26 protein-coding genes are annotated in these 23669 nt (G+C 71.7%); 23 read left to right on the forward strand and 3 right to left on the reverse strand.

Annotated features, from left to right (window positions below):
• Window positions 1–137 precede the first annotated feature (137 nt).
• Window positions 138–722: a hypothetical protein gene (locus ACRYR2_RS17095; RefSeq protein WP_432564098.1), complete on the reverse strand. Its 585-nt coding sequence runs from the start codon at window positions 720–722 to the stop codon at window positions 138–140.
• A complete protein-coding gene (locus tag ACRYR2_RS17100; RefSeq protein WP_432564099.1) occupies window positions 719–2797 on the reverse strand; it encodes a methyl-accepting chemotaxis protein in 2079 nt (692 codons plus the stop codon). The genes ACRYR2_RS17095 and ACRYR2_RS17100 overlap by 4 nt, the downstream gene beginning before the upstream one ends.
• Before the next feature lie 415 nt (window positions 2798–3212).
• Here ACRYR2_RS17100 and flgB point away from each other — a divergent pair, with 415 nt between their 5' ends.
• The 16 genes from flgB (at window position 3213) to ACRYR2_RS17180 (ending at window position 17509) form a co-directional block, all read left to right on the forward strand.
• Complete coding sequence (gene flgB / locus ACRYR2_RS17105) at window positions 3213–3563, forward strand: flagellar basal body rod protein FlgB (RefSeq protein WP_432564100.1); 351 nt, start codon at window positions 3213–3215, stop codon at window positions 3561–3563.
• Between the two features lie 54 nt (window positions 3564–3617).
• Window positions 3618–4013 carry a flagellar basal body rod protein FlgC gene (gene flgC / locus ACRYR2_RS17110; RefSeq protein WP_432564101.1) on the forward strand — a complete coding sequence of 132 codons (396 nt, stop codon included), beginning with the start codon at window positions 3618–3620 and terminating at the stop codon, window positions 4011–4013.
• A 5-nt stretch (window positions 4014–4018) separates the two neighbouring features.
• The gene (gene fliE, locus ACRYR2_RS17115) at window positions 4019–4441 is read left to right on the forward strand and encodes a flagellar hook-basal body complex protein FliE (protein ID WP_432564102.1); all 423 of its coding nucleotides are present in this window, start codon (window positions 4019–4021) and stop codon (window positions 4439–4441) included.
• Window positions 4441–6057 (forward strand): flagellar basal-body MS-ring/collar protein FliF, encoded by a 1617-nt coding sequence (gene fliF, locus ACRYR2_RS17120; RefSeq protein ID WP_432564103.1) that lies wholly within the window; start codon window positions 4441–4443, stop codon window positions 6055–6057. The genes fliE and fliF overlap by 1 nt, the downstream gene beginning before the upstream one ends.
• A 3-nt stretch (window positions 6058–6060) precedes the next feature.
• On the forward strand, window positions 6061–7086 hold the full coding sequence (gene fliG / locus ACRYR2_RS17125; protein WP_432564104.1) for a flagellar motor switch protein FliG: 1026 nt from the start codon (window positions 6061–6063) through the stop codon (window positions 7084–7086).
• Complete coding sequence (locus ACRYR2_RS17130; RefSeq protein ID WP_432564105.1) at window positions 7070–7906, forward strand: FliH/SctL family protein; 837 nt, start codon at window positions 7070–7072, stop codon at window positions 7904–7906. Before fliG ends, ACRYR2_RS17130 begins: the two co-directional genes overlap by 17 nt.
• The gene (locus ACRYR2_RS17135; protein ID WP_432564106.1) at window positions 7903–9261 is read left to right on the forward strand and encodes a FliI/YscN family ATPase; all 1359 of its coding nucleotides are present in this window, start codon (window positions 7903–7905) and stop codon (window positions 9259–9261) included. Before ACRYR2_RS17130 ends, ACRYR2_RS17135 begins: the two co-directional genes overlap by 4 nt.
• On the forward strand, window positions 9258–9710 hold the full coding sequence (locus ACRYR2_RS17140; protein WP_432564107.1) for a hypothetical protein: 453 nt from the start codon (window positions 9258–9260) through the stop codon (window positions 9708–9710). Before ACRYR2_RS17135 ends, ACRYR2_RS17140 begins: the two co-directional genes overlap by 4 nt.
• On the forward strand, window positions 9707–10780 hold the full coding sequence (locus ACRYR2_RS17145) for a transglycosylase SLT domain-containing protein (protein WP_432564108.1): 1074 nt from the start codon (window positions 9707–9709) through the stop codon (window positions 10778–10780). The genes ACRYR2_RS17140 and ACRYR2_RS17145 overlap by 4 nt, the downstream gene beginning before the upstream one ends.
• Complete coding sequence (fliK, locus tag ACRYR2_RS17150) at window positions 10777–12711, forward strand: flagellar hook-length control protein FliK (RefSeq protein ID WP_432564109.1); 1935 nt, start codon at window positions 10777–10779, stop codon at window positions 12709–12711. The genes ACRYR2_RS17145 and fliK overlap by 4 nt, the downstream gene beginning before the upstream one ends.
• A gap of 89 nt (window positions 12712–12800) precedes the next feature.
• Entirely contained in the window at window positions 12801–13337 is a 537-nt protein-coding gene (locus ACRYR2_RS17155) for a flagellar hook capping FlgD N-terminal domain-containing protein (protein WP_432564110.1), read from the forward strand.
• 53 nt (window positions 13338–13390) lie between these two features.
• Window positions 13391–14620 carry a flagellar basal-body rod protein FlgF gene (flgF, locus tag ACRYR2_RS17160; protein ID WP_432564111.1) on the forward strand — a complete coding sequence of 410 codons (1230 nt, stop codon included), beginning with the start codon at window positions 13391–13393 and terminating at the stop codon, window positions 14618–14620.
• Window positions 14621–14871: 251 nt separating this feature from the next.
• Entirely contained in the window at window positions 14872–15186 is a 315-nt protein-coding gene (locus ACRYR2_RS17165) for a flagellar FlbD family protein (protein ID WP_432564112.1), read from the forward strand.
• Between the two features lie 3 nt (window positions 15187–15189).
• Window positions 15190–15963 (forward strand): motility protein A, encoded by a 774-nt coding sequence (locus ACRYR2_RS17170; RefSeq protein ID WP_432564113.1) that lies wholly within the window; start codon window positions 15190–15192, stop codon window positions 15961–15963.
• Entirely contained in the window at window positions 15963–16964 is a 1002-nt protein-coding gene (locus ACRYR2_RS17175; protein ID WP_432564114.1) for an OmpA/MotB family protein, read from the forward strand. Before ACRYR2_RS17170 ends, ACRYR2_RS17175 begins: the two co-directional genes overlap by 1 nt.
• A gap of 47 nt (window positions 16965–17011) precedes the next feature.
• Window positions 17012–17509, forward strand: a complete 498-nt coding sequence (locus ACRYR2_RS17180; protein WP_432564115.1) for a flagellar basal body-associated FliL family protein — start codon at window positions 17012–17014, stop codon at window positions 17507–17509.
• Here ACRYR2_RS17180 and ACRYR2_RS17185 read toward each other — a convergent pair.
• Window positions 17482–18150, reverse strand: coding sequence for a PDDEXK family nuclease (locus ACRYR2_RS17185; protein WP_432564116.1), 669 nt, complete (start codon window positions 18148–18150; stop codon window positions 17482–17484). The genes ACRYR2_RS17180 and ACRYR2_RS17185 overlap by 28 nt on opposite strands.
• Window positions 18151–18329: 179 nt before the next feature.
• Here ACRYR2_RS17185 and ACRYR2_RS17190 point away from each other — a divergent pair, with 179 nt between their 5' ends.
• The 7 genes from ACRYR2_RS17190 (at window position 18330) to ACRYR2_RS17220 (ending at window position 23663) form a co-directional block, all read left to right on the forward strand.
• Window positions 18330–19211 (forward strand): flagellar motor switch protein FliM, encoded by an 882-nt coding sequence (locus tag ACRYR2_RS17190; protein WP_432564117.1) that lies wholly within the window; start codon window positions 18330–18332, stop codon window positions 19209–19211.
• The gene (gene fliN, locus ACRYR2_RS17195; protein WP_432564118.1) at window positions 19208–19960 is read left to right on the forward strand and encodes a flagellar motor switch protein FliN; all 753 of its coding nucleotides are present in this window, start codon (window positions 19208–19210) and stop codon (window positions 19958–19960) included. Before ACRYR2_RS17190 ends, fliN begins: the two co-directional genes overlap by 4 nt.
• Window positions 19960–20490: a FliO/MopB family protein gene (locus tag ACRYR2_RS17200; protein WP_432564119.1), complete on the forward strand. Its 531-nt coding sequence runs from the start codon at window positions 19960–19962 to the stop codon at window positions 20488–20490. Before fliN ends, ACRYR2_RS17200 begins: the two co-directional genes overlap by 1 nt.
• Window positions 20487–21341 carry a flagellar type III secretion system pore protein FliP gene (fliP, locus tag ACRYR2_RS17205; protein WP_432564120.1) on the forward strand — a complete coding sequence of 285 codons (855 nt, stop codon included), beginning with the start codon at window positions 20487–20489 and terminating at the stop codon, window positions 21339–21341. Before ACRYR2_RS17200 ends, fliP begins: the two co-directional genes overlap by 4 nt.
• Window positions 21342–21508: 167 nt before the next feature.
• Window positions 21509–21787 carry a flagellar biosynthetic protein FliQ gene (locus ACRYR2_RS17210; protein ID WP_432564121.1) on the forward strand — a complete coding sequence of 93 codons (279 nt, stop codon included), beginning with the start codon at window positions 21509–21511 and terminating at the stop codon, window positions 21785–21787.
• 11 nt (window positions 21788–21798) lie between these two features.
• Window positions 21799–22584, forward strand: a complete 786-nt coding sequence (locus ACRYR2_RS17215; RefSeq protein ID WP_432564122.1) for a flagellar biosynthetic protein FliR — start codon at window positions 21799–21801, stop codon at window positions 22582–22584.
• The gene (locus ACRYR2_RS17220; protein ID WP_432564123.1) at window positions 22581–23663 is read left to right on the forward strand and encodes an EscU/YscU/HrcU family type III secretion system export apparatus switch protein; all 1083 of its coding nucleotides are present in this window, start codon (window positions 22581–22583) and stop codon (window positions 23661–23663) included. The genes ACRYR2_RS17215 and ACRYR2_RS17220 overlap by 4 nt, the downstream gene beginning before the upstream one ends.
• The last annotated feature ends 6 nt before the right edge of the window (window positions 23664–23669 follow it).

The following is a 23669-nucleotide window of genomic DNA, read 5'->3' on the forward strand; positions in this document are numbered from 1 at the left end:
GCGACGCGGAGCGCTGCAATGAGAGCCAGCGAGGGCGCCCCCCGCCCCCCCCCCCCCCCCCCCCCCCCCCCCCCCCCCCCCCCCCCCCCCCCCCCCCCCCCCCCCCCCCCCCGGGGCCGCTGGACGTGAGTGGGTGACTACTGCTGGATCAGGTAGAGCTCCAGCTGCACGACCCCGGCGCGGGGGGACTGGGCGTTGACCGCGCGCCAGAAGTCGCGCTTGGCCGAGCCGGCGAAGACGCCCGGGGCGGCGACGTCGAGCTGGTCGTTGACGCGGCGGGCCAGCGCGGTGCCGGCGCCGGGGGTGGAGGCGGTGCCGAAGGTCAGCACGAACGCCGCCCGGCGGCCCTGCGCAGCCAGCTCACCGACGGCGGCGGCCACCGAGGAGCGGATCGCCTCGTCGTTCGTCCCGTCGACGCTCACCTCGAGCACGACCGGGGCCTGCGCCACCCCGGCCGGCATCGACACGACCGGCTCGGGCGCCGGGGCGGTGACGGTCACGGTGGGCACGGGCGTGGGAGTCGGGACCGGCGCGAGCGTCGCGGCGACCGTCTCGGTCTTCGCCGCGTCCGCACCGCCGACGGCCACGGCACCGCCGGCGGCCAGACCGATGATCGTCAGGGCGAGCAGGGCGTCGGCGAACACCCAGCCGGCCAGGCCGACGGTCGTGTTCTCCCGGCGGGTGGTGCGCAGGGCGCCGCGGGCGCCGGCCGGGCGCCTCACTGGCCGACCCGCGCGTAGCGACGGGCGGCCAGGTCCTGCAGCGTGCGCGGGGCGACGGCCACGAACTGCTCCTCCTGCTGGTCCACGGCCGGCTCGGCGGGACGGACGACACGACGCTCGGGCTGGACCGGAGCCTGCGGCGAACGCTCGAGGCGAGGTTCGGGGCGAGGTTCGGGGCGGCGCGGTGCGGTCACCGGCGGGGCCGGCTGCTGGACGGCGCGGGGAGCGGGGCGCTGCTGACGGGCGGTCGCGGCGGCGATCCGCTCCGGCAGGGACTCCACGCGGTCGGACAGCCCGTCCAGCACCTGGTCGACGACACCGCCGAGTTCGGCGTTCAGGGTGTGCGTGAGGTCCTGGGTCAGCGTGCGGCTGGCGTCGCGGTAGGCCCGGTTGACCTGCCGGACGTGGTCCTCACCGGCCATGGCCAGCGTCTGGGACACGGCCCCGGAGACGTCCTCGCGCAGGGTGGCGCCGATGCTGCGCAGCGCGCGGCCGGTGGCGTCGGCGTGCTCGTGCTGCACCTTCTCCAGCCAGCGCGGCACCGAGCGCATGTCGTGGGCGGCCTCGACGAGGCGGTCCTCGATGCCCCGCCAGGCGTCCATGACCTCGTTCTGGGTGGCGAGCAGGTCCAGCAGGCGGTCCTCGTGGCGCACCCGGCGGTCGGCGGCCTCGGCCGCCGTCGTCAGGACCCGGCTGGCGGTGCCCAGGGCGGCCTCGGCGGCCTCGGAGGTGCGCTCGACGTCGCGGCGCAGGGTCTCCATCGTCGCGGCGGCGTGCTCGGTGGAAGCGGCGACGTGCTCGCTGAAGGCCTCACCGGTCATCTGCGTGACCTTCTGGACGCTCTCGGCGACGGTGGCGTGCATGGTCTCGACCGACTCGCGGGCCGTGGTCGACAGGGCGGCGACGTGGCCGGTGACCTTCTCGCCGAAGTCGGCGCTGTGCCGGCTCATCGTCTGCGCCGACGCGGACAGCTCGGTGATCGACTCGCGGGTCTGGGTGCTCAGCGCCTCCACGGCGGCCGAGACGCCCTCGACGGCGGACAGCACGCGGTCGCGGCCCTGCAGACCCTCGCGCAGCGCCTCGGCGGTGCCGGCGCGGACCTGGGCCAGGTGCTCGGTCAGCGTCGCGGTCGACTCGGCCAGGGTGCGGGTGTGCTGGTCGCGGTCGGCGGCGATGAGCTCGCCGTGCCGGGTGACGGCCTCGGTGACGGCGCTCTGCAGCTGCGTGGCGGCGCGGGCGACGTCGGCGCCGCCGGTGTTGGCGGCCTCGGCGGCGGTGATCGCGGTTTCGGAGGAAGCGCGCACGGTGGCGACGAGGTCGGAGGTGTCGGCGTGCAGCCGGATCGTCTCGGCGACCAGACGGCCCAGCTCCGTCAGGCCGCGCTCGAAGTGCGCGCCGAGCTGCTCGGCGGCGTTGCTGCGGTGCGGGGCGAGCACCAGCGTGGCGCGTGCGGCGAAACCGCGCAGCAGTTGCCGGTGGGACTCGTCGGCCGCGGCGGCCGCCTGGTCGTCCAGCTTGTGGCGCCGGTCGGTGGCCACCGCCGCGGTGATCGCGGCGGTGATGAGCACGACGGCCAGCTCGGCGACGCGGTCGAGGGTGAAGAACGTGCGGCCGCCGAAACCGTCCAGCCACAGCTGCAGGAACGACTCACCGCCGCCCGCCTCACCGGCGGCGCTCATGGCGTTGTAGGCGCGGCCGGCGAACAGCAGGCCGATCCACGTCACCATGATCGGCGCGAAGACCAGGACGGTGCGCAGCGAACCCGAGCGCAGCACGCTGCGACGCTGTTCCAGCGGCGCGATCGCGGCGTCCACGTCCAGCAGGTCGAACAGGTCCGCGTCGGCCCAGCGGCCCAGCCGGCCGTCGCCGCCGTCGGCCTCGGTGCGCACGGCGGTGGTCAGCTCCCGCAGCACCTCCGCGCGGTGCGGCGAGGGCTCGGCCGCGGCCAGCCCGGCGGCCTCGTCGGCCAGGGCGGCGAGTTCGGAGGCGGGTCCGGAGGTGGGGTCGGGGGCGGGGCCGGTGGCGGGGCCGCTGGAACGTTCGACCTGCTCGGCCGGGAGGGCGTCGGTGTGCATGGCTGCCGCGGTGTCCTGTCGTCGAACGGTCGGGACGGGGTGAGGCTCGCCAACTACCTCGGCCGTTGCGGCCGGAAGCTTGAGCGGCTGGATGCTCCGGACGTGCGTCATCCGTCCGGAGCAGCGCCGGCACCCACGGTGAGCGGCTCCGGGGTGGTCGTGGGGGTCCGGTGGTACGCCGGGGGAGTGAACGGCTCTAGAACGCCGCGGCGCCCGCACGGGTCGACGTGGACACCGGGAGTGGTGGGGCGCCCGGGGGTACCGCCGTTCGAGTGACGGCTGTGACCTCGGGCGGCCGATCCACAGCGAATCCCTGCTCCTGCACACCGATCCGGGCTCAAGACCGGCGGCCGGGGGGCCGAAGGAGTGTCTGAGCCTCGAGAACCACAGCCCCACACCACCGGAGGATGGCCCCGTGTCCGATCTCACCAGCGTCGCGCTGCACACCGCACTGAACGGTCTGCAGGCGCGCCAGCGGGCCATCGCCGACAACGTCTCGAACATCAACACCAAGGGCTACCTGGCCAACAAGGTGCAGTTCGAGAGTGCGCTGAAGAACGCGATCGCCACCGGCGACGCGTCGGCGGCCGCGACCGCCGGCATCTCCACGAAGAAGTCGCTGGAGCCCACCCGCGAGGACGGCAACAACGTCAACCTCGACGAGGAAGTGATCTCCCAGACCTCGACGAACCTCAGCTACCAGACGGTGCTGAACGCGTTGAACTCCAAGTACTCGTTGCTGCGCACCGCGATGAGCAGCCAATAGGCGGCGGTGTCCCCCTGACCCCCGTCCCCCTGACCTGACATCCGGAGCGAACCCATGAGCATCTTCGACGCGATCGGCATCGCCGGCACCGGCGTCACCGTGAACCGCAAGTGGATGGACGCCGTCAGCGACAACCTGGCGAACATCAACACCGCGACCCGCACCGACGAGGACGCCTTCGCCGCGAAGTACGTCGTCGCCACCGAGGCCGCCGACGGCAAGGGCACCCAGGTGGCCGGCATCGTCGAGGGCAGCGCCGAGGGCCGCATGGTCTACGAGCCCGACAACCCGCTGGCCGACGAGCAGGGGTACGTCAAGTACCCCGACATCGACATGAGCACGCAGATGACCTCGCTGATGATGGCCCAGCGCGCCTACCAGGCGAACCTGCAGACCATCACCAGCGCCCGGGAGGCCTACACGGCCGCCCTGCAGCTCGGGAAGGCGTGAGCGCGGTGAGCATCGAATCGATCGGCGGCGTCGGCGACGTCGCCAGCACGCTCGGAACGCTGGCCACCGGCTACGGCCAGGGCATCGAGGACATGGACAACGCCCAGATGACCCGGGGGATCGGGGCCGCCACCGGCACCACCGCCACCGGAACCGTCGGCACCGTCAACGCCTTCGGCATCCAGGGCACCTCCCAGACCTCCTCGGGCACCGACTTCGCCGAGCTGTTGTCGGGCGGCCTGGACAAGCTCCAGGGATTGCAGTCGAACTCCGATGACCTGGCTGTGAAGGCCGCCACCGGCGACCTGACCAACGTGCACGACTACATGATCGCCAGCAACGAAGCCCAGCTGGCCACTCAGCTCACCGTCGCAGTCCGCAACAAGGCCGTCGACGCCTTCAACGAGATCATGAGGATGCAGGTCTGATGGCCAAGGCCAAGGGAACAGCGGCGATCGTCGAGAACGCCAAGAACTTCGTCTCCGGATTCCGGACCTTCTCGGCCGGCCAGAAGGCGGTCGTCATCGCGGTCGTCGTCGCCCTCCTGGGCGGCGCGGTCCTCTTCTCCCAGTGGGCGTCCAAGCCCTCGTACGCGCCGCTGTTCTCGAACCTGTCGGGAACCGACGCGAACGCCATCACCGAGAAGCTCACCGCCGACGGTGTGGACTACGAGATCGCCGACGGTGGCAAGTCCATCCTGGTGCCGGCCGACAAGGTCGACGCCGAGCGCCTGGCCATGGCCGGTGCGGGCCTGCCCGCCGACACCGAGTCCGGCTACACCCTGCTGGACCAGCAGGGCGTGACCACCTCGGAGTTCATGCAGCAGAAGAACTACCAGCGTGCGCTCTCGCAGGAGCTGGCCTCGACGATCAAGTCGATCGACGGCGTCGACTCCGCCGTGGTGAACCTGGCCATCCCGGCCAAGGACGTCTTCCTCGACGAGCAGGACCCGACCACCGCCTCGGTCCTGGTCAAGCTCGCCGCGGGCAAGGAGCTGTCCAACGACCAGGTCACCTCGGTGGTGAACCTCGTCGCCGGCGGTGTCGAGGGCATGGACCCCAAGAACGTCTCCGTGGTCGACGACAAGGGGAACACCCTGTCCTCGGACGGGTCGGGCTCGACCGCGCAGAACGAGAAGACCAGCGACTACAACGCCGCCGCGTCCTCGGACCTGCAGAACTACCTCGAGAGCATCTACGGCAAGGGCAACGTCAAGGCGACCGTCAAGGCGACCCTGGACTTCGACGACAAGACCGTCCAGTCCAAGGAGTACACCCAGCCGCAGCAGATCGACCCGCTCGCGGAGTCGACGACGTCGGAGACCTACAACGGCACCGGCGGCACCGCCGCGACCGGCGTCCTGGGCCCGGACAACATCGCGGTCCCCGCCGGTGAGGGCACCGACGGCGACGGCGGCTACGCCAAGAACTCCGAGACCAACAACAACGCGATCAACGAGACCAACACGGTCATCAAGCAGGCCCCCGGCAAGGTCACCAAGCAGACCGTCTCGGTCGTGCTGAACGCCGGCGCCGAGGGCGCCGCGGCCGCCGCGGACGTCAACCAGGTCACCCAGATCGTCAACCAGGCCGCGGGCATCGACCCGGCCCGCAACGACACGGTCTCGGTCGTCAAGACCGCCTTCGACGACACCGCCGCCGCCGACGCCGCCGCCGCGCTGGCCGAGGCCGAAGCGGCCGAGGAGCAGCAGACCCTCATCGGCTACGCCAAGACCGCCGCGCTGGCCCTGCTGGTCCTGATCATGCTGATCGTCATCCTGATCGCCTTCCGCCGCCGCAAGGTGGAGACGGTGGACGTCCTGGACGTCGACCCGCTCCAGCTGGGCGACATCACCGCCCCGGTGGAGGACTTCAAGGAAATCGCCCCGGTTGCCGAGAAGCCAGTGGCGCTCGAAGCAGCACCGGTGGACCCGGCCCTGGAGGCCGCGGCCGCCCGCCGCACCGAGGTCGTCGAACTCGTCTCCCGCCAGCCCGAGGAAGTCGCGGAACTGCTCCGCGGCTGGCTCGCCGATCGGAGGTCCTGAGCCTTGTCGTCCACCGAGCTCGAGGTCGCACCCCTGAGTGGGGCCCAGAAGGCCGCCGTCCTGCTGCTGCAGGTCGGTCAGGAGAACGCCGCGAAGGTGCTGGGGCACCTGCGCCCGGCGGAGATCGAGGAGCTGACCGCCGAGATCCTGCGGCTGCGCACGGTCAGCCCCGAAGTGGCCGGCGTCGTCCTGGAGGAGTTCCACGGGATGATCGCCTCGCCGCTGCGCGGCGGGCTCGGTGGCCTGGACTACGCCCAGTCCCTCCTGGAGGGGGCGCTGGGCGCCGAGGGCGCCGCCGAGGTCCTGGGCCGCGTCGCCGAGGCGGCCGTGGTGCAGCCCTTCCAGTTCCTGCACCAGGCCGACCCGCAGCAGATCCTCACCTTCCTGACCGGTGAGCACCCGCAGACCATCGCCCTGGTGGTGGCGCACCTGCGCCCGGACCAGGCCTCGATGATCCTGGGCGGCCTGGCCGCCGACGTGCAGGCGGACATCGCGCTGCGCATCGCCACGATGGAGGCGACCAGCAGCGAGTACGTCCGCCTCGTCGAGGACGTCGTCCAGCGCCGCACCTCCACGGTGCTGCAGGCCAAGACGAACACCGCCGTCGGCGGCGTGCAGCCCCTGGTCGACATCATCAACCGCGCCGACCGCGGCACCGAGCGCTCGATCCTGGAAGGCCTGGCGACCAAGAACGCCGCCCTGGCTGAGGAGATCCGCGGCCTCATGTTCGTCTTCGAGGACATCACGACCCTGGACGACCGCGCGATCCAGCTGGTGCTGCGCGGTGTCGAGACCGCCGACCTGGCCACCGCCCTGAAGGGCGTCAACGACACGGTCCGGGACAAGATCCTCAAGAACGTCTCCGAGCGCGCCCGCGAGAACCTGATCGACGAGATCGAGCTCATGGGCCCGGTCCGCATGTCCGCGGTCGAGGAGTCGCAGCAGAAGGTCGTGGCGATCATCCGCCAGCTGGAGGAGTCCGGCCAGATCGTGCTGACGCGTGGCGGTGACGATGACTTCGTCTCGTGAGTTCGCCACGGGGCTCACGTCCGGCACGCCCGGCACGGCGGGGGTGACGCGGCAGGCGCGGGAGTTCCGCGCCCAGCCCGTCACCTTCCAGGTCGCCGACACCCGGCCGGCGAGCGCCCGCGCACCGCGGACGTTCGTCGCGGCCCCCTCGACGGCCGGCGGGGCCACCCCGCGCGACTTCGTCGGGGTGGACCTGAGCGCGCGCGAGGACACCGAGGCCGTGGCCCGTCTTCGCGAGCAGGCCCGTACGCAGGGCTACGCGGCCGGCTGGGCCGCCGGCATGCGGCAGGCGGCGGAGAAGGCCACCGCCGAGCTGGAGGCCCAGCGCGAGGCCGCCCACGTCGCGGCCCGCCTGGACCGCGAGGAACGCCGCGGCGCCCGCAACCGCGCCGAGGAGGCCCTCCTGCTGGCCGCCCAGGCCCTGCAGGGCGAACGCGAGCCCACCGTCGGGGCCCTGGCCGACACGGTCCTGGAGCTGGCCCTGGAGCTCGCCGGTGCCGTCCTGGACCGCGAGGTGCAGCTCATGGACTCGCCCGTCGGCGAGGCCGTGCGCCGCGCGCTGCGCCCGCTGGACGGCGAGAAACCGGTCACCGTGCGCGTCAACCCGGCCGACTTGAGCGCCCTGACGGGTGACCGCCTCAAGGGTCGGCACGCGTCGACCGATGCAGAACTCGTGACTTACCTCCCCGACCCCACCGTGCAACCGGGTGACGCGTTCGCCCGCCAGGGTGACACCGAGGTGGACGCCGGCCTGCGGGCCAGCGTCGCCCGGGCCCTGGGTGCCCTCGTCGGAGAGGACGCCGACGGAGGTCAGGCATGACCTCCCTGGTGTCGAACCGCCTGGCCGCCGACGTGCGTGAGCTGCTGGCTCCGCAGGTCGCCCGCGCCGCCGTGGCCGCCCGCCCGCTGGTCCGCGGGCGGGTCAGCGGCATCGTCGGGCTGTCCGTGGAGGTCTCCGGCCTGGAGGCCGCCGTGGGCGAGACCATCCTGCTGGGTGACGCCCGGCACAGCATCCCCGCCGAAGTCGTTGCCGCAGAAGGCTCCAAGCTGCGCTGCCTGCCGTTGGGGCACTTGACCGGCCTGGCCGCCGGCGCCCCCGCCGTGGCCACCCGCCGCCCCTCCGACGTCCCCGTGGGCCCCTGCCTGCTGGGCCGCGTCGTCGACGCGATGGGCAACCCCCTCGACGGTGGCGAACCGCTGAGCGCCGCCCCCCGCGCCGCCCTGCACGCCACCCCGCCGCCGGCGCTGACCCGCGGCCGGGTCGACACCCCGCTGGGCCTGGGCGTGCGTGCGCTGGACACCCTCGTGCCCGCCGGCCGCGGCCAGCGCTTCGGCATCTTCGCCGGTTCCGGCGTCGGCAAGTCCTCGCTGCTGTCCATGATCGCCCGCGGCACCTCCGCCGACGTCTCGGTGCTGGCGCTGATCGGTGAACGTGGCCGAGAGGTCCGCGAGTTCATCGAGGACGACCTGGGCGCCGAGGGCCTGGCCCGCTCCGTCGTCGTCGTCGCCACCTCCGACGAGGCGCCGGTGCTGCGCCTGCGCGCCTCGCTGACCGCCACCGCCATCGCCGAGTCGTTCCGCGACATGGGCGCCGACGCGGTGCTGATGATGGACTCCCTCACGCGCGTGTCCATGGCCCAGCGCGAGATCGGCCTGTCGGTCGGTGAGCCGCCCGCCACCCGCGGGTACCCGCCGAGCGTCTTCGCCCTCATGCCGCGTCTGCTCGAGCGCGCCGGGCCCGGGGTCACCGGCTCCATCACCGGCATCTACACCGTCCTGGTCGACGGTGACGACCACAACGAGCCCATCGCCGACGCGGCCCGCTCCATCCTGGACGGCCACGTCGTCCTGGACCGCCGGCTGGCCACCGCCGGGCACTTCCCGACCATCGACGTGCTGGAGTCGGTCTCCCGCGTCGCCGGCCGCGTCACCACCCCCGAGCAGAAGGCCGCCGCCACGGCGCTGCGCCGGGTCATGGCCGCGCACCGCGACGCCAAGGAGCTCATCGACGTCGGCGCCTACCAGCCCGGGGCCAACCCCGAGGTGGACGCCGCCGTCGCGCACCTGCCGGCGATCAACGCCTTCCTGCGGCAGGACATCCACGACATCACGCCAGGCCCGCAGGCCTGGGCGCAGTTGCAGCAGCTCGTCTCGACGTTCGGAGGTCTGCGGTGAGCGCCACCAAGGCGATCATGGCGTTGCTGAAGTTGCGCAAGGTGCAGCAGGAACAGGCCAAGGTCGACGTGGCGGCTGCGAACGCCGTGCTGCGCAACGAGCAGCGGCGCGCCGCCCGGGTGCGCCACGAACTCGGCGAGGCCCACCTGACCGACGAGACGATGGCCGCCTGGACCGCGGCCGTCGCCCGTCGCGCGGCCCTGGTCTCCGACCTCGACAGCACCCGCGCCCTCGTCGCGCGCGCCGAGATCGACCTGGGGACCAAGCAGGCGACGTGGGCCCGCGCCCGCCGCGCCGAACGCGGTCTGGAGCGCCTCGTGGAACGTCACGAGCAGGCCCAGGAGGCGGCCGCGCTGCGCGCCGACCAGGCGGCCCTGGACGACCGCACGGTCGCCGAGTTCGCCGCCCGCGCCCGCCGCCGCGCCCAGCTCGAGGGGAACGACCTGTGAGCGGCATCGCCGAGGTCCAGGCCCGGATCTCCGACATCCAGGCCCGCATCGCCGAGTTCACCGGAGTCACTGCGGGACAGACGATCTCGCAGACGGCCACGAAGCTGTCCGCCACCTCCTCCGCGTCGTCCTCCTCCTCCACCGCCTTCGCGGACGCGCTGTCGACGTCCTCCTCGGGCGCCGTCGTGACCCGCGGCACGCGCTCGGTCGCCGACACCTCCACGGGGCAGAAGCTGCTGGCCGTGGCCAAGCAGTTCACCGGCACGCCCTACAAGTGGGGCGGCACGACCCCCGACGGTTTCGACTGCTCGGGCCTGATCCAGTACGCCGGCAAGCAGATCGGCCTCACGCTGCCCCGCACGGCCGCCCAGCAGGCCAAGGTCGGCACCGAGGTGCCCTCGCTGGACCAGGCCAAGCCCGGCGACCTGGTCGTGCTGTCGGGCGGGCACCACATCGGCATCTACGTCGGCAACGGCCAGATGCTGCACGCACCGAAGACGGGGGACGTCGTGAAGATCTCCAAGGTCTGGGAGACGCCCATGACCATCCGCCGCCTGGGCACCACCGCCGCCACGACGGCCGCGGGCGTCGGGGTCGCGGCCTCGCTGCTGGCCGGTGTCGCCTCGGCGGACACCTCCTCCTACGTGCGACCGGCCTCGCTGACCTCAAGTTCTGCCGCGGGCACGTCGAAGTCCGCTCCGTACGAGGCCGCGTTCAGCGCCGCCGAGCAGAAGTACGACCTGCCCACCGGGCTGCTGCGGGCCGTGGCCAAGCAGGAGTCCGGGTTCAACCCGAACGCCAAGAGCCACGCCGGCGCAACGGGTCTCATGCAGTTCATGCCCGCCACGGCCAGGAGCCTGGGCATCGACCCGACCGACCCGTTCGCCTCGATCGACGCCGCCGGCAAGTACCTCAAGCAGCACCTGGACAGCTTCGGTTCGGTGTCGCTGGCGCTGGCCGCCTACAACGCCGGTGCCGGCAACGTCCGCAAGTACGGCGGCATCCCGCCGTTCAGCGAGACCCAGAACTACGTCAAGAAGATCACCGCCGACCTCGGGAGTGCCGCGTGAGCACCAACCTGTCCGTGACGTCGCTGCCGTTCACGACCACCTCGCGCGACTCCGCTCGCCCGTCCTCGTCCTCCGCGGGGGACGACTTCGCGAACTCCTTCGGGCAGGCCGTGCAGGACCTGCGCACCTCGGCACGTGAGGAGCGTTCCCCGCGGGACAGCCGTGACGTGCGGGACTCCCGTGACTCGCGGGACCTCGAGGACGTCCGCTCCTCGCGGGCCGAGGACGTGCGCCCGGACGCCACCAGCCGTCCCGAGCGGTTCGCCGACGGGCGCAGCACGCGCCCCGAACGTCCCGACACGCCGCGGAAGTCCCCGGAGGGCGTCCGCCCGAAGAAGGACGCGGCCGACGTCGAGGCCGCGGACACGACGGGCACGACGGACGCCCGGGAGGCTCCCGAGCAGACCGCGACGCCGGCCGTTCCCGTCGACCCCTCGCTGCTCGGCCTGCCCGCGGCCCTGCGCGCGGTGCTGACCCCGGCGCAGACGCCTGCCCCGGCCGTTGCGGCCGAAGGCGCCGCCGCGACCGCCGCTGCGGTGACCGCCGCGCCGACCGCGGCTGCGGCGCTCGCTCCGGCGCAGGCCGAGGCGCCCCTCGCCGCCCCGGCTCAGATGCCGACGCAGGCTTCGCCGCAGGCCGCTGCGGCAACCGTTCCCGCCGCCGCTCCCACGGTGCCCGGCCAGCCGCTCGTGCCCGTGACGTCGCAGCCCGCCACGGGCCAGCCGGTCCCGGCCACCTCGGCCGCCCCGGTCCAGACCGCGCCCGTGCCGGCCGTCGGCGTCCCGGTGGCGCAGGCCCCGGCCGCGGCCCAGGTCCAGGCCCCCGCCACCCCGGTCGACGTCGCGCTCGCGGGTGCCACCGTCACCAGCTCCTCCGCGCCCACCGCCCCGGCCGCTCCCGTGGCCGTGCAGACCGCGGTCACCGGGCTGCCCCAGCACGTGACGCAGGCCTCGGTGGCCGGGTCGACGGTTCCGGTTGCCCCGCAGGGTGTTCCGGCCCAGGTGGCGGCCACCGTCGCGCAGCCGGTGGTCACCCAGGCCGCCGCGCAGCCCACCACGCAGCCTGCCGGCCCCTCGGCCGCGCAGCCCGACGCCACCGTGCCGACGGCGACCGCGCCGACGGCGCCGACGGCGGGGGAGACCTCCGGTCAGGCCGGACAGCAGTCCGGGCAGCAGTCCGGGCAGCAGACCCCGGGGCAGCAGCCGCAGACCGTCGCCCCGGCCGCGCCGCGCGCCGCCGCGGGTGAGGTTCCGGCGCCGGCCCAGCCGGTCGTGCTGGCCGCCAGCCCGGTCGTCGCGCAGCCGATCGCCGCTCCGGTGACCGCCGCGGCCGCGCAGCCGCAGGCCGCCGACGTGGACCCGGCCGCCGGCCTGGTGCCGACGCCCACGCCGACCGTCCCGACCACCGGTGCGACCACCGCCGCGGCCGGTCCGGTGACCTCCACCCCGCCGGCTCCGCTGCCGCTGACCAACCCGGCCGCGTTCGCGCACGGCCTGGCCGGCCGCCTCGGCGACCTGCCGGTGGCCGACGACGTGCACCGGATGTCCGTCGAGGTCAACCCGGTGGGGCTGGGGCCGGTCAAGGTGACGGCCGAGGTGACCGACGGGGCCCTGCACGTCTCGCTGGCCGGTGCCTCCGAGGCGGCCCGGCACGCGCTGAAGGCCGCCGTCGGCGACCTGCAGCGGGAACTGGCCACCACCAGCTTCACCCAGACCACCGTCGACGTCCGCGCCGACTCCGGCACGGCGCAGCAGCGCCAGTCCGCCGACGCGCAGTCCGGCGGCCAGCAGGGCGGTGGCCAGCGTCCCCAGCAGCAGTCCCCGGGCTCCGGTTTCACCGCCGGATCGGCGCGTTTCGCCGCCGACGAGCGCCGGGTGGCCGCCCGCACCGCGGCTGCCGCGGCCGACGGTCGCATCGACCTGAGCGTCTGAACCCTTTCAGCGGGGGAGCCACCTGTCAGGAGGCTGTGGTTCCCCCGGCCGGGTTAAAGAACCTCACCCGTTCGACCGAAGGAGTAGGCATGACCATCGACGCGGCCAGCGGCTCGAACCCGTACGCGGGGCTCATCGCCAACTCGGACCTGCTCACGCAGACCAACGCGGCGAAGAACGCCAACAAGACGGACACGTCCGCCGCGGCGACGGGTACGGCCAAGACCAAGGAGGACAAGGACATGTTCCTCAAACTCCTGGTCGCCCAGCTGAAGTACCAGGACCCCTCCAAGCCGGCCGACACGACCGCCTTCATGGCCCAGACGGCGCAGTTCTCCGCGCTGGAAGCCATGCAGGACGTCGCGACGACCAGCGGCTCGATGGTCGCGGCGCAGAACAAGCTGCAGGCCAGCACGATGATCGGCCAGACGGTCTCCTACACCGGCGAGGACGGCACCACCAAGAGCGGTGTCGTGAAGTCGGCGTCCTTCACCCAGGGCTCGGTCGGCGGCACCGCCGGCGAGCCGGTCCTCAACGTGGACGGCGTCAGCGTCGTCCTGTCCAAGGTCTCCGGGGTGGGTGCGGTCGGCACCACCACGGCAACGGGCTCCTCGCAGTCCGCCTGAGCCTCCCAGCTCGCCCCTCCAGTTCCCCGTCAGTCCCTCGAAAGGTCTGAAGCATGCTCCGCTCCATGTTCTCCGGTGTCAGTGGTCTCCGGTCGCACCAGACGATGATGGACGTCGTCGGCAACAACATCGCCAACGTCAACACCGCGGGCTTCAAGAGCTCCAGCGTCGTCTTCGCCGACACGCTGTCGCAGCTGACGAAGGCCGCCGGCGCACCGACCGACGCCGCAGCCGGCACCAACCCGGCGCAGGTCGGCCTCGGCGTCCGCGTCCAGGCGATCGCCACGAACATGACGCAGGGTTCGGCGCAGTCGACGGGCAAGTCGACCGACCTGATGCTGCAGGGCGACGGCATGTTCGCCATCCAGCAGGGCGACGGGACGTTCTACTCCCGCAACGGTTCCTTCACCCTGGACGCCAACGGCTCCGTCGTGACCAACGACGGTGGGTACGTCATGGGTTGGAAGGCCGACGAGGCCGGAAACGTCAACACCAACTCGCAGATCGGCAAGCTGGTCATCCCGTCCGACACGGTGATGCCTGCGGTCGCCACCGACGAGGTCACCATCAAGGGCAACCTGGACAAGACGGCCAACGCGGACGGCTCGGCGCGTTCGGTCCAGTCGTCCTTCACCGCCTACGACGACCAGGGCGTCGCCAGCAAGATCTACCTGACCTTCACCAACTCCGGTACCGACGACAAGTGGTCGGTCGGCTGGTCGCCGACCGCCGATGGAACCCCGACCGCGCTGGGCACCGGCATCGACTTCGGGGCCACCAGCGGGGCCACCGCTGCCCCCACCTCGCTGACGATCACGGGCGGCCCGACGGGTGACGACATCACGGTCGACCTGAGCCAGCTGACCGGCTACGTCGGCACCACCGGGACCAGCTCCCTCAACCCCGTCGCCGACGGCGCCCCCATCGGCACCCTGACGGGCTTCTCGTTCGGCACCGACGGTGTCATCACGGGCAACTACTCCAACGGCTACAAGCAGACGCTGGGTCAGATCGCCATCGCGTCGTTCAACAACGTTGCGGGTCTGCGCAAGGAGGGCAACTCCCTCTACAGCGTGTCGACGAACTCGGGCCAGCCCGTCTTCGGCATCGCCGGCTCCGCCGGCCGTGGCGCCATCCTCGCCGGCTCCCTCGAGATGTCGAACGTCGACCTGTCCGCCGAGTTCACCAACCTGATCCTCGCCCAGCGCGGTTTCCAGGCCAACTCCAAGGTCATCACGTCCTCGGACGAGCTGCTGCAGGACCTGGTCAACCTCAAGCGCTGACGCTGACGCTGGTGCCGGCCTGGTTCAAGGAGCCAGCGGCACCTGCCGAACACCCTCTCGGAGCACAGTTCCGGGAGGGTGTTCTCGTTTCCCGGTCCGTCGCTCAGCGTGACGAAACGTGGCCCATTAGCACGAACGGGTGCACGCTGCAACCCCCTCTCAGGTCCACAGGTCGCACGCCGATGGAAAGGGTGGAAACACCCAGCCCACGGACGGGCGCCCCGCTCTCCACCGCCAAGGACGGATCCCTCGTGATTCTCGTGACTCGCCTCAACGGGTCGGTGTTCGCCGTGAACCCCGACCTGATCCAGCGCGTCGACTCGACCCCTGACACCGTCATCACGCTCGTGGACGGAGCCAAGTTCGTCGTCACCGAGCCGCTGGCCGAGATCGTCGAGCGCGTGATGGCGTTCCGCGCCCGGGTCGTCGCCACCGCGCACGCGCTGGAGGAGACGGGGACCGCCGACGTCCTCGAGCTGCCCACGCACCCCACCACCAACCCGACCACCAGCGCGACGGACGGCGAGCTGCCGGCCCCGACCCCGCTGCACCGCAGGAGGCCGTGAGCCATGGACTTCGCAACTATCGGCGGGCTCATCATCGCCGCGGCCGCCATCCTGTGGACGCAGAACCACGAGGGCGGCAGCCCCACGGACATCCTGCTGCCCGGTCCGCTGGTCCTGGTGTTCATCGGCTCCCTGGGCGTCGGCCTCATGGGCGGCACCCTCAAGGACGGTCTGGCCTCGCTGAAGGCGCTGCAGAAGGCGTTCCTGGGCAAGCCGAAGAACTCCGGCGAGACCGTCGGCGTCATCGTCAAGATGGCCGAGCGCGCACGCCGTGAGGGCCTGCTGGCCCTGGAGGACGCCATCAAAGAGGTCGACGACGAGTTCCTGCGCGACGGCCTGCAGACCGCCATCGACGGCACCGACCCGGACGAGCTGTACGAGATCCTCTCGGCGCAGATTCAGGCCAAGAAGGCCGCGGACAAGCAGGTCGCGAAGTTCTGGGGTGACCTGGGTGGTTACGCCCCCTCCGTCGGCATCGTCGGCACGGTCATCTCCCTCACCGTCGTCCTGCAGAACCTCTCCGACGCCGGCTCGCTCGGCCCGATGATCGCCGCGGCGTTCGTCGCCACCCTGTGGGGTGTGGCCAGCGCCAACATCTTCTTCCTGCCCGTGCAGACCCGCCTGATGCGTCTGTCCGGTCTGGAGACCGCGCAGATGGAACTGGTCGTGGAGGGCATCCTGGCCATCCAGGCCGGCTCCAACCCGCGCTCGGTGGCCAAGAAGCTCGAGAGCCTGCTGCCCCCGGGCACCGCGGTTCCGGACAAGAAGGCGGCCTGATGTCGGCGGCGCACAAGCGGCGTCACAAGCACGAGGAGCACGAGGAGCACGTCAACCACGAACGGTGGCTGGTCTCCTACGCCGACATGCTGACGGTGCTCATGGCGCTGTTCATCGTCCTCTTCGCGCTCAGCCAGATCGACCAGCTGAAGTTCGCGCAGTTCAAGGAGGGCCTGACCGAGGGCACCAGCAGCACCAACCTGGCGCTGTCGGGGCAGCAGGGCGTCAACGACGTCACGAACGGTCAGGACCCCATCGACCTCACGCCGCTGGCCCAGGGCCAGCCGATGCAGGCGCAGCAGGTGCTGCAGGCCGCGCAGAACGCGCAGACGGCCTCGGACCTGCAGGACGCCCGTGAGGAGGTCGAGGACTACCGCGAGATCGAGAAGCAGATCAACGACGCCCTCACCGCCAAGGACCAGCAGGACCAGGTGACCTACCGGATCACCTCCGACGGCCTGGTCGTGGGTCTGGTGGCCGACAACGTGTTCTTCGCCAACGCCTCGGCCGAGGTGGAGACCACGGGCCGCGAGGTCCTGGACACCATCGCGCCGATCCTGGCGCAGCTGGACAACGACATCGCCGTGCAGGGTCACACCAACAACCTGCCGCTGACCGGGAACTCCCGGTACCGCGACAACTGGGACCTGTCCGCAGCCCGGGCGACCACCGTCGTCCAGCGCTTCCTGGCCGCCGGGATCGCCCCGGTGCGGCTGTCCAGCACCGGCTACGCCGACTCCCGTCCGCTGTACCCGGCCGAGGACCCCAAGGCGCTGACCGGCAACCGTCGCGTCGACCTGGTGGTCGCCTCGCCGAGCTCGGACGCCGTCAAGGCGCTGCTGCCCGAGGTGGCCGCGCAGACCTCCACCGAGGGCGCGCCGACCGAACTCACCGGCACCACCGACACCTCCGGCACCACCGGCGAGTCCGGCACCACCACCGCGGACGTCGACGCGGCGGCCGGCATCACGCCGGACATCGCGACCAACGTCGCCCACTGACAGAGCCCACCGACCACCCGACCATCCCAGCGAACAGGGGAGAGACCATGGCCAAGAAGGACAAGGGCGACGGCGAGTCCAAGCCCGGCGGCATGAAGAAGCTCATCGTCATCGGCGCGGCCGCGGCCGTGCTGCTGGCCGGCGGCACCGGCGCCGGCGTGTTCATGCTCACCAAGGGCGACACCGCCGCGGCCGCCACGACCGAGGAGGAGCACCTCGAGCCCGGTGACGTCACCGCGCTGGACCCGATCAGCGTCAACCTCGCCGACGGGCACTACCTCAAGATCGGCGTCGCCCTGCAGGCCGTGGCCTCCGAGGCCGGCGGCCACGGATCCAGCACCACCCTCGACGGCAGCAAGGCGCTGGACCTGGTCATCGCCGAGTTCTCCAACCTGTCGATGACCGACCTGCAGAACGCCGAGCAGCGCAACCACTACAAGGACGAGCTGCAGGAGAAGATCATCGAGGCCTACACCCACGAGGTCGAAGAGGTCGAGACCAAGCAGGTCATGGGCATCTACCTCACGCAGTTCGTCATGCAGTGAGTCGTCCCCGACCCACGCAGGGCCCCGAGCGGACACGCTCGGGGCCCTGCGTCGTCGTCACGCCCAGCCCAGCGCCTGCGCGATCCCGTCGACGGTGACGTCCAGCAGCGTGCTGTGACCGGTGGTGCGGCCGGGACCCGTGAGCAGCGTGACACTCCTGCGGTGCGGGTGATCACCCAGACCTCCCCGGCGCCGCGCGCGAAGTGGAACGGCACCTTCTCCCACGTCTCGTCGCCGGGGGACTCGAACTCGACGACCTCGACGGTGGGCAGGTACAGGGTCAGGTCCTCGATCGGCGTGCTGGTCCAGCCCATGCCGGGCACGCGGAAGTCGTGCTCGTCGGTGCCGAGGTTGAACTCGCCCAGCGTCGTCAACCCCGCCGCGCTCGCGTGGCCGGCGAGGGCGAGCGACAGCCGGTGGGCCAGAGCGCCGTGACTGCTGTGCGCGTGCGGTACCACGTGGTAGACCCCGTCCCAGACCTCGTCGCGACCGTCCTGGCCCAGGCGTCGGCGCTCAGCCAGCCAGGAGTCGAGGGCACCGCCCTGCACGACGTAGGTGGTGGTGCTCGTGCGCGCCTCCTCGAGGGAACCGCCGGGCGTCGCGTTCAGGATGCCACGCGGCCCGCAGCTGCGGCCCTCCACCGACGGGGGGTGTGGACAGCGGGGCACGGGACCCGGCCCTTGAGCTGGTCCGGTGCGGGACCACCCGTTCGGACTCGCGCTAAAGGGTGACGCCCGTTCGTGCCGATAGACAGCTCGTGGCAGCCGAGACCCCCAGCACCGCAGAGCGGACAGGAACCCGTCGCTCCCGGCGACGTGGTGTGCCTGTCCCGTACGACTTCCGACGGCCGACCAAGCTGTCGCGTCAGCACGCCCGCGTGCTCGAGATCACCTACGAGGGCTTCTGCCGGCAGTGGGCGACCCTGCTCTCCTCGACCCTGCGCACCACCGTGCAGGTCGAGCTGGACGGCATCCAGCAGTACAGCTACGACGAGTACGCCGCGTCGCTGCCGATGCCGACGGTCATGGCGGTCTTCGACCCCGAGCCGCTGGCCGGTGCGGCGGTGCTGCACCTGGACATGGAGTTCGTGCTCTCCTGCATCGAGCGGATGCTCGGCGGGACCGGCACCAACGCCCAGCCGCAGCGGCAGCTGACCGACATCGAGGCCGTCCTGGCCCGTGGGATGGTCGAGCGCACGCTCACCGAGCTGGCCTCCTCGCTGGTCTCGGTGACCGACCTGAAGCCGAAGCTGACCGCGATCGACCAGAACCCGCAGTTCGCCCAGGCCGCCGCGGCCACCGACGTGATGATCGTGTCCTCCTTCCACCTGCAGGTGGACGGGGTGACCGGTACCGCGACGCTCGCGATGCCGCTGGACCCGCTGTCGGCGGCGCTGACCGCGGCCGAGCTGCGCGTGGCCAGCCCCGAGGAGCTGCGGATCCGGCGCCTGATGCGCGACCGCCTCGACGACCACCTCGAGCACATCCCGGTGGACGTCTCGGTGCGGATGAAGGCCGCGCAGATGCGTCCCGACGAGATCCTCTCGCTCGTCCCCGGCGACGTGCTGCGACTGCCGCACCGGGCCGAGGAGCCCCTCGAGGTGGTCGCCCAGGGTGCCCACGTCGCCTCCGCCGTGGCCGGTAGCCGCGGAGCCAAACTCGCCTGCCTGATCGTCCCGACCCCCGAGGAGAACGCCCGATGAGCGCCATGACCACCACCGACCTGACCGCGATCCTGCGTGAGGCCGCCCAGGCTGCGCTCGCCGTCCTCCCGCTGTCGGCCCCCGGCACCGTCACCGAGCTCGTCCCGGCCTCGCAGGCCCCCGACTTCGGCGACGAGGGCACCGCGGTGTCGGCCAACTTCGCCGGTGCGTCCAACGGCCGCGTCAGCGTGATCGTCGGCGAGGAGACCCTCAACACGCTGCTCATGAGCCCCGAGGGCGCGCTCGACCCGGTCGACGCGCTGCGCCCGGCGCTGGAGACCGTCGTGCACTCCCTGGGACAGTCGGTCCTGGAGGCCGGCGTCGAGGGCGACCCGGCGCAGGCGCTGTCCCAGCTCGACGGCGGCCTGGTCGCCGTGGTCGAGGCCGACGGCCAGCCGCTGGCCCTCATCGGCCTGACCCTGTCGGCCCAGGCGACCGAGGCGGCCCCCGCCCCCGCCGCCACCGCGACCGCTTCGGCGGCAACGGCTTCGGCGGGTCGCCCCCGCACGATGGACCTGCTGCGCGACGTGCAGATGGACGTCACCGTCGAGCTGGGCCGCACCAGCATGACCGTCCAGGACCTGCTGGCCCTGACCCCCGGCTCGGTCGTCGAGCTGGACCGCGCCGCCGGTTCCCCGGCCGACATCCTCGTCAACGGCCAGCTCATCGCCCGCGGTGAGGTCGTCGTGGTCGACGAGGACTACGCCATCCGCATCACCGAGATCGTCACCCCGGAGGCCGGCGCCTGATGGATGCGGTCGCCGCGATCGCTCGCACGAGCATCTCCCTGGTGGCGGTGCTCGGCCTGCTCTACCTGATCTCCCGCTGGCTGCGCCGCCGTCAGGGCGGCGTGGCCGCGGGGGCGGACTTCTCCGTCCTGGCCAAGCAGAGCCTGGGCGCCAAGGCCGCCGTCGCGCTGGTCAAGGTCGGCGACCGCGCGCTGGTCGTCGGCGTGTCCGACGCCGGCGTGAACCTGCTGGGGGAGACCGACGTGGCGGCCGTCTTCAAGGATTGCGCCGAACGTGTCGAAGAGGTTGACATCACCACCCCGGTGACCGCCAAGGACTCGGCGGAGGGCACGACCGGCACGGATGCCGTTGACACGCAGGACGAGACGCAGCCCCAGGTGGGGGAGCGCTACGTCCGCAAGGCCGGCGAGACGATCGCGGTGAAGAACCCTGCACGACACGCCCCGACGGGAGTGCAGGGCTCGGCGCTCAACCCGGCCACCTGGTCCAAGGCAGTCGACGTTCTTCGTGAGAGGACGACCCGCAGGTGACGAAGTCCCGAGTCCGCACCCTGGCGGCTGCGCTGCTGCTGTCCGGCGGTCTGATCGCCGCGGGCGCCTCCAGCGCCACGGCCGCCGCCCCGACGAGCATCACCGCCGCCGCGTTCACGACCTCCGTGAGCGCCGGCGTGCAGGCCCCCACCGCCCCGGTGGCCCCCCAGGCCCCGGCCGACGCGGGCTCGGTCTCCCTCGACATCAACGGCGTCGACGGCAAGCCCAGCCAGTCGATCACCATCATCATCGCGCTGACGATCCTGTCGGTGGCCCCCGCGCTGCTGCTGCTCACGACGGCGTTCACCAAGATCCTCATCGTCCTGGGCCTGACCCGCAACGCGCTGGGCCTGACCGGCACCCCGCCCAACCAGGTGCTGGCCGGGCTGGCGCTGTTCCTGACGATGTTCGTCATGGCACCCACGTTCAGCCAGATCAACGACGTGGCGATCCAGCCCTACCTGAACCAGGGGATGACGGCGACGCAGGCCTTCGAGGCGGGCTCGGTGCCGCTCAAGGAGTTCATGCTCAAGCAGACGCGGCCCGAGGAACTGGCCCTGATGACCAAGGCCGCCGACCGCGAACTGCCCGCCACCCGCGAGGAGACGCCGCTGACCACCCTGGTGCCGGCCTTCGCGCTCTCGGAACTGCGCAGCGCCTTCATCATCGGGTTCGTCATCTTCATCCCCTTCCTGGTGATCGACATCGTCGTCTCCGGGGCCCTGATGAGCCTGGGCATGATGATGCTGCCGCCGGTCACGGTCGCCCTGCCCTTCAAGCTCCTGCTGTTCGTGATGGTCGACGGCTGGGGACTCATCATCAAGTCGCTGGTCTCCTCCTACACCGGTTGACCTGCTGCGCCGCAACGCCTCCCAGGCGCGTTTCGAACGCCCCGCACCGCCCCGGCGGTGCGGGGCGTCGTCGTTCCCGCGCGCCGCCCCCACCCGGTCGGGCTCAAGGAGTTCACCCGATCGGCCGAGACAGTCAGTGCACACCCCAGCGACCGGAAGGCGAACAGATGACCGACGTGACCGTCATCCACATCGGGATGACCGCTCTCGTCCTCGCCGCCAAGCTCTCCGCCCCCCTGCTGTTGACCGCCCTGGCCGTCGGCTTCGGCATCTCCCTGTTCCAGAGCGTCACCCAGCTGCAGGAGCAGACCATCGCCTTCGTCCCCAAGGCCGTCGCCGTCGGTGTCGCGATCGTCGTGTGCGGCAAGTGGATGCTGCACGAGGCGACCAGTTTCACCGCCGCGCTGTACGAGCAGATCCCCTCGCTGCTGACCCACGGGGGCTGAGCGTGCAGGGAATGCCGAGCGTCCCGCTCGACCTCCTCATGGCGATGCTGCTGGCCAGCGTCCGGGCCGCGGCGTTCCTCATGATCGCCCCGCCGTTCGCCAACAAGGCCGTCAACGGCCGCGTCAAGGCGATGCTGGCCGTCGCGCTGGCCCTGCCGGTCGCGGTGCGCCTGCGCGAGACCGTCCCGGCCGTGGAGCCGGCCGCCATCATCACCGCCGTCGTCCAGCAGGCCCTCGTCGGCGTGGTCATGGGCGCCTTCGTCGCGATGGTCTTCGCCGCGGTGCAGGCCGCCGGTGATCTGCTGGACCTGTTCGGCGGGTTCCAGATGGCCAGCGCCTACGACCCGCTGATGCAGGCGCAGACGGCCATCTTCGGCAAGCTCTACAGCTGGACCACCACCGCGCTGCTCGTCGTCACCGGCGGGCACCTGCTGATCCTGCAGGGGTTCTTCCGCTCCTACGACGTGCTGCCGCTGAACGCCGGCCTGGACACCGGGACCATCGCCCGGGTGTTCACCGAGGGCATCGCCCAGCTCATGCTGTCGGCGCTGCAGATCGCCGCCCCGCTCATCGCGGTGCTGTTCATCACCGACATCGGCCTGGGCCTGCTCTCGCGCGTGGCCCCGGCCCTGAACGTCTTCGCCATGAGCTTCCCGGTCAAGATCCTCATCACCCTGACCCTGGCCGGGTTCACCTTCTCGATGCTGCCCGGTGTCGTCGGCGACCTGGCCGACACCGCCCGCGAGGCCATCGTGCGGATGGTCACCCCCGTGCTCACGGGAGGTGAGGGCGGGTGAGCGGGGAGAAGACCGAGAAGCCGACTCCGAAGAAGCTCAAGGAAGCGCGCGACGAGGGCAACATCCCCTTCTCCCGCGACGTCGCGGCGTGGCTGTCGACCGGGGCCGGCGCCGTGACGATCCCGCACACCATGACCTCGGGGGAGACCCTGCTGCGGCGGGTCCTGGGCAACATCGACAGCGTCGCCGCGCACCCCGAACCTGCGCGCGCCCTGGCGGCGCTGACCGACGCCTTCTCCGGCATCCCCACCGTGCTGGGGCCGCTGGCCATCGCCACCGTCCTGGCCGTCGTCGTCTCCGGCGCGATCCAGGGCACGCTGCGGCCGGCGCCGAAAAAGCTCAAACCCAAGTTCAGCAACCTCAACCCCTGGAACGGCCTGAAGCAGCACTGGGGACCGCAGGCCATCTGGGAGGGCACCAAGTCGCTGCTGAAGACGCTCGTCATCGGCGGCGTCATGTGGATGGTCGCCAAGGACCTGGCCCCGCAGCTCATCGGCCAGGGTCTGATGCCCACCGCCTCGATCCTGACCCTGACCAAGGCCGCGATCGTGAAGATGCTGATGGTCACCATCCTCATCGGGCTGGTCATCGCCGCGGCCGACTACGCCATGAGCCGGCGCCGCATCATGAAGAAGCTGCGCATGTCCAAGGAGGACATCAAGCAGGAGCACAAGAACGCCGAGGGTGACCCGCTGCTCAAGGGCGCCATCCGCTCCAAGCAGATGTCCATGTCCCGCAACCGGATGATGGCCGCGGTCGCCGACGCCGACGTCGTGCTGGTCAACCCCACCCACATCGCCGTCGCCCTGCGCTACGAACCGGGCACCGGAGCGCCCAAGGTCGTCGCCAAGGGCGCCGGCGCCATCGCGACGAAGATCCGCGAGAAGGCCAAGGAGAACGACGTCCCGCTGGTCAAGGACGTCCAGCTGGCCCGCGCGATGTACAAGGAGGTCAAGATCGGCCAGGAGATCTCGCCCGAGTTCTTCGCGGCCGTGGCCAAGGTGCTGGCGTTCGTCATGAGCCTGCGCACCCGCGGTTCGCTGACCGCCTTCGGCGAGGCGCACACCGTCCCGGCCTGAGCCCCG

This window comes from Kineococcus deserti (assembly GCF_050871945.1).
In the GTDB taxonomy this organism is placed as follows: Bacteria; Actinomycetota; Actinomycetes; order Actinomycetales; family Kineococcaceae; genus Kineococcus.